Annotated in this window: 3 protein-coding genes; all 3 read right to left on the bottom strand. The window is 71.0% G+C overall.

The window, feature by feature from the left end; all coding sequences use genetic code 11:
* Positions 1–137: 137 nt before the first annotated feature.
* Complete coding sequence (locus tag AB8A24_RS42870; RefSeq protein ID WP_189973746.1) at positions 138–1,256, bottom strand: ParA family protein; 1,119 nt, start codon at positions 1,254–1,256, stop codon at positions 138–140.
* A 368-nt stretch (positions 1,257–1,624) separates the two neighbouring features.
* A complete protein-coding gene (gene ald / locus AB8A24_RS42865; protein WP_328963880.1) occupies positions 1,625–2,740 on the bottom strand; it encodes an alanine dehydrogenase in 1,116 nt (371 codons plus the stop codon).
* 152 nt (positions 2,741–2,892) lie between these two features.
* Positions 2,893–4,881, bottom strand: a complete 1,989-nt coding sequence (locus AB8A24_RS42860) for a tetratricopeptide repeat protein (RefSeq protein ID WP_369479217.1) — start codon at positions 4,879–4,881, stop codon at positions 2,893–2,895.
* Between the last annotated feature and the right edge of the window lie 157 nt (positions 4,882–5,038).

Here is a 5,038-nt window from a genome sequence, read left to right as displayed (position 1 = left end):
GCCCTCGCTCCCCATGCCCTCGGCCGAAGTGGCCGAGTGTTCCGCGGCGGGCGCCTCCTCGACCCCGCGCCGCGGCGAGGACGACTGGAGCGCCATCCCCCCGGTCGTACGGAACAGTTCGTCGGCTCCGGGCAGACTCACTCGGCGTGACACCGGGCGAGCACCTCCCTGGCCAGCTGGCGGTAGGCGGCGGCGCCGACGGAGTTGGAGGCGTACGTCGTGATCGGCTCTCCGGCGACCGTGGTCTCCGGGAAGCGCACCGTGCGGCCGATGACCGTGTGGTAGACGTGGTCGTCGAAGGCCTCGACGACGCGCGCCAGCACCTCACGGCTGTGCACCGTACGGGAGTCGTACATCGTGGCGAGGATGCCGTCGAGCTCCAGCTCGGGGTTGAGCCGCTCCTGCACCTTCTCGATGGTCTCGGTCAGCAGCGCCACGCCGCGCAGCGCGAAGAACTCGCACTCCAGCGGGACGATGACCTTGTGAGCCGCCGTCAGGGCGTTCACGGTCAGCAGACCGAGCGAAGGCTGACAGTCGATCACGATGTAGTCGTAGTCGGCCAGCAGGGGCTTCAGGGCCCGCTGCAGGGTGGACTCGCGCGCGACCTCACTGACCAACTGCACCTCGGCAGCGGACAGGTCGATGTTGCTCGGCAGCAGGTCCATGTTGGGGACCGCCGTCTTGAGCAGCACCTCGTCGGCCGACATGCCCCGCTCCATGAGCAGGTTGTAGACCGTCAGGTCGAGTTCCATCGGGTTCACGCCGAGACCCACGGACAGCGCGCCCTGCGGGTCGAAGTCGACGAGCAGCACGCGGCGCCCGTACTCGGCGAGCGCGGCACCCAGGTTGATGGTCGACGTGGTCTTGCCCACGCCGCCCTTCTGGTTGCACATCGCGATGATCTTCGCCGGACCGTGGTCGGTCAGCGGACCCGGGATCGGGAAGTACGGAAGCGGGCGTCCGGTCGGGCCGATCCGCTCACGGCGCTGACGGGCAGCGTCGGGGGCGAGAGTGGCCGCGTACTCGGGGTCCGGTTCGTACTCCGCGTCGGGGTCGTAGAAGTGCCCCTCGGGCACATTGTCGTAGTCGGCGAAACCCACGGGCTTTTCGCCGCTCGGGTCGCCGGCCCTGGAGTTCACGTCTAGGCCGTCCATGCTCTTTTGGGGCGTCGTCATGTGCTGGTGGTTTGCGAAGGTGCGTACTGCGACGGAGCCGACGGCTTCGAGCCCGGTAGGGCCCTGGCCCCGCTCAGGCATCCCTGCTCGACCACCCCCAGGAGCAAATGTCGACTCATTCACAAGTCGTCTTACCTCCTCGGACGTGACCAGGACACTTATCGATAGGTCAGCGTGGCACCATGCCGACGGTTGGCGACTCTATGGCGTGTCACCACTCAGCGGCAACACAATCCACCGGACCCGGCACGATGTGTCGGCAACCGAACACCACTCTGTCAAGGGCGCACGAGCTGTCGCTGCGAAGTTTCGCGGGTGCGCGAAAGGGTTAAAGGGTTACGTTCGAGGCGAGTTGAGTGGGGTCCTGGGGCCCTGCGCAAACGCGACCGGCCGGACCTTGCGGGCAAGGTCCGGCCGGATACGTGAGATTGACGTCAGTCGTTGACGTGTCAGCCGAGCAGCGTGCTCAGCTCGAGGGTCTCGAGGCCGTGCGCCTCGGCGACGGGACCGTAAACGACCTGGCCGTCATGGGTGTTGAGGCCCAGGCCGAGCGCGGGGTCACGACGCAGCGCCTCGACCCAGCCGAGGTTGGCGAGCTGCACGATGTAGGGCAGCGTCGCGTTCGTCAGCGCGTAGGTGGAGGTGTTCGGCACCGCGCCCGGCATGTTGGCGACGCAGTAGAAGACCGAGTTGTGGACCGTGAAGGTCGGCTCGGCGTGAGTGGTCGGACGGGAGTCCTCGAAGCAGCCACCCTGGTCGATCGCAATGTCGACAAGGACACTTCCGGGCTTCATCTTGGCGACGAGCTCGTTGGTGACCAGCTTCGGGGCCTTCGCACCCGGGATCAGAACGGCGCCGATGACGAGGTCGGCCTCGACGACGGCCTTCTCCAGCTCGTAGGCGTTGGAGACGATCGTCTTGATCTTCGTACCGAAGATCTTGTCGGCCTCGCGGAGCTTGTTGATGTCGCGGTCGAGCAGGGTCACGTGGAAGCCCATGCCGATGGCGATCTGCGCGGCGTTCCAGCCGGAGACGCCGCCGCCGATGACGACGCACTCGCCGGCGTGGGTGCCGGGGACACCGCCCGGGAGGACGCCGCGGCCGCCGGCCGAGCGCATCAGGTGGTAGGCGCCGACCTGCGGGGCCAGGCGGCCCGCGACCTCGGACATCGGGGCGAGCAGCGGGAGCGCGCGGTTGGCGAGCTCGACCGTCTCGTAGGCGATGGCGGTGGTGCCGGACGCCAGCAGGGCGTCCGTGCACTCGCGGGAGGCCGCCAGGTGCAGGTAGGTGAAGAGCGTCTGGTCCTTGCGGAGGCGGTGGTACTCCTCGGCGATGGGCTCCTTGACCTTGAGCAGCAGGTCGGCGGTGGCCCAGACCTCGTCGGCGGTACCGAGGATCTCGGCCCCGGCCGAGACGTACTCGGCGTCCGTGATCGAGGAACCCACACCGGCGTTCTGCTCGATGAAGACCTGGTGGCCGTTACGGACCAGCTCATGCACGCCGGCGGGCGTGATGGCGACCCGGAACTCGTTGTTCTTGACCTCGCGGGGGATGCCGACCTTCATCGTCGATCACGGTCCTTGGCTCAGGGGATTTTCGGGGGCACTTCCATACATACCCGCCCACAAGAACGCGCAACGGGATGCACCACGGGATGTCGTGGTGAAGCCAGTCTAATGAAGGACGACGCGCTGTCTAGCCTTGCAAACAAATAATCTCAGTCGGAATCACTACGGATTTCGCAGGCTGCGGGGTCATCTCCCAGCAATCTGTCAGCTGCGGAGCGGTGCAGCCTGGCAGCTGCGGGGTCTCCCAATCTGTCCAGCGTGTCGGCCAGCCTGACCTGCAGTGCGGCCTGAAGCCGCTGGTCCCCGGCCCGGCGCGCCAGCTCCACCGCCTCGCGGCAGGTGTGCAGCGATTCCTCGGGCCGGCCGGCGTACTCCTGGACCCGCGCCATCTCGCTCAACGCCTTGGCCTGGCCGGGGACATCGGCCAGCTTCCGGTAGCCCGCGGCGGCCGCCCGCCAGCTGCGCAACGCGTCCCCGTACCGCCCCGCGTAGGTGTGGACGTTCCCGAGCCGCCCGTACAGCCGGGCCTCGTCGGCGCGCTCGCCCCGGGTGAGGGCCTGGGAGAGCGCCCGGCCGAACCAGTCGGAGGCCCGGTGCCAGTCCGCCAGCTCCTGGTAGGCGCCTCCTACGGATTCCATCGCGCGGCCCGTGGCGTACGGATCCATGGCGGCCCGTCCGGCGTCCAGCGCGGCCCGGTAGCGCTCCAGGGCCTCCTGCGTCCGACCGGTCGCGGCGTCCAGGTCGGCCAGGTTCAGCAGCGCGGCGGCCTGCTCCCGGTGCAGGTTGCGGCGCTCGGCCACGTCCAGGACCAGGCGGTGCAGCCCGTACAACTCGGGGGCGGCCCCGGCCGTGCCCCGGTGGTCCGCCAGCGCCCGGACCAGGGCCGCGACCAGCCGGCGGGCCAGTGTGTCGAGCCCGCCGTCGGCCACGGCCAGCGAGGCGGCCGCGGTGAGCGCGGGCAGCCGGGTGTCCAGCCAGGTGGCGGCGGCCCGCCGGTCGGGGAACCGCAGGGCGCGCGGCAGGCCGTCCAGCAGTTCGCGCAGGCCGTCGTCGACGGCGGCGTCCACCCCGGGCTCCTCGGCCTCGGCCATGGCCCGGCAGGAGTGCAGCAGCCGTACGGTGCGCTCCAGCATCCGGGCCCGGGCCAGCTGGACCTCGGCGGGGCGTTCCTTGGCCTCCAGGAGGGCCTGGAGCAGCGGCGCGAGGCAGCCGGGCAGCAGGAAGAGGCCGTCGCGGGCGGGGTGGACGAGACCCAGCCCGGCGAAGTCGTCGAGGGTGGACTGGGCGGCGGCCACGGAGCAGCCGGCCAGGGCGGAGGCGGTGTGCGAGTCGACGGTGCCGGCCGGGGCGAGCGGCAGCAGCCGCAGGGTCCGCTGGGCGGGCTGCGGCAGGGACTCGTAGACGAGCCGGAAGCCGCGGGCGAGCGGGCCGCCGGTGGTGGCGGGCATGTCGTGCAGTTGCTTGGCCACGTCGGCGACGGAGGCCTTGGGGTGGGCGGCGAGCCATCCGCCGACGAGGACGAGCGCGGCGGGCTGGCCCCCGCACTCCTCGGCGAGGGCCTCGGCGGCCCGGGGGTCGGCGGTGACCCGGGTGTCGCCGATGCGCTGGACGAGCAGCTCCACGGCGGAGGGGGTGTCGAGTCCGCCGAGGGTGCAGGGCCGGACGTCGGGGATACCGGTGAGGGGGCCCTCGGCGGTGACCACGACGAGGCACTCGGGAGTGTCCGGCAGCAGGGCGTCCACCTGCTCGGGGTCGACGGCGTCGTCGACCAGGATGATGGCCCGGCGGCCTTCGAGGGCGGTGCGCAGGGCGGAGCTCAGCTCGTCCTCGCCGGCTCCGGGCGGGGTGGGCCGCCCCAGCCCCTCCAGCAGGCCGCGGACGGCCCGCTCGGTGGCCACGGTCGCCCCGCCGGGGGCGGTGAGCCGGGTGCGGAGCACTCCGTCGGGGTACTCCTGGGCGACCTCCTGCACGAAGGCCTCGGCGAGGGCCGTGCGCCCGGACCCCGGTCGCCCGGCGACGAGCAGCACCCGGGCCCGGGGCGCCTTGGCCTTGCGGCCGGAGAGGGTGTCGAGCCCGGTTCGCGCGATGTCCTCGCGCAGCTCTTTGAGCTCACGCCGCCGCCCGACGAAATCCGCCACGGATCCGCTCCTCTCCCTGCCACCGGATTGCGAGCGTAGTTCACGCAGAGCGACGACCCGGGTGGAGCGCGGCGGGCAAATCCCCCAATCGGATCAGCAGATGGACCTATTTTTTCACGCCCCGCTCGCACGGCGCGGCCCCGGCGGGCCCCGGCGG

The sequence above is a fragment of the Streptomyces sp. BF23-19 genome (genome assembly GCF_041106355.1).
GTDB classification, from domain to species: Bacteria; Actinomycetota; Actinomycetes; order Streptomycetales; family Streptomycetaceae; genus Streptomyces; species Streptomyces virginiae_A.
The sequence above is the reverse complement of the archived record's forward strand: the minus strand, read 5'-3'. Positions and strand labels throughout refer to the sequence as shown.

Excerpts from the sequence above, each read along its gene's own strand:
- AB8A24_RS42870 (WP_189973746.1), bottom strand. The coding sequence starts at position 1,256 with ATGCCTGAGCGGGGCCAGGGCCCTACCGGGCTCGAAGCCGTCGGCTCC.
- ald (WP_328963880.1), bottom strand. The coding sequence starts at position 2,740 with ATGAAGGTCGGCATCCCCCGCGAGGTCAAGAACAACGAGTTCCGGGTC.